At 52.7% G+C, this 571-nt stretch carries 1 rRNA gene; it reads left to right on the top strand.

Annotation, left to right across the window (positions count from 1 at the left end):
- Nucleotides 1-571: ribosomal RNA gene (locus KGF45_RS19570) — 23S ribosomal RNA — on the top strand; the annotation flags it as partial.

Below are 571 nucleotides of genomic sequence, written 5' to 3' on the forward strand. Positions count from 1 at the left end.
GGAGGCGCTCAAAGGTTCTCTCAGTACGGTCGGAAATCGTACGTAGAGTGTAAAGGCAAAAGAGAGCTTGATTGCAAGACATACAGGTCGAGCAAGGATGAAAATCGGACTTAGTGATCCGGTGGTTCTGCGTGGAAGGGCCATCGCTCAACGGATAAAAGCTACCCTGGGGATAACAGGCTTATCTCCCCCAAGAGTCCACATCGACGGGGAGGTTTGGCACCTCGATGTCGGCTCATCACATCCTGGGGCTGTAGTAGGTCCCAAGGGTTGGGCTGTTCGCCCATTAAAGTGGTACGCGAGCTGGGTTCAGAACGTCGTGAGACAGTTCGGTCCCTATCCGTCGCAGGCGTAGGAAATTTGAGGAGACCTGTCCTTAGTACGAGAGGACCGGGATGGACGTACCTCTGGTGTACCAGTTGTTCTGCCAAGGGCATGGCTGGGTAGCTATGTACGGAATGGATAAGCGCTGAAAGCATCTAAGCGCGAAGCCAACTTCAAGATAAGATTTCCCACCGCAAGGGTAAGACCCCAGAAAGACTATCTGGTTGATAGGTCGAAGGTGTAAGTG

This window comes from Clostridioides sp. ZZV14-6154 (genome assembly GCF_020657785.1).
Taxonomy (GTDB): Bacteria; Bacillota; Clostridia; order Peptostreptococcales; family Peptostreptococcaceae; genus Clostridioides.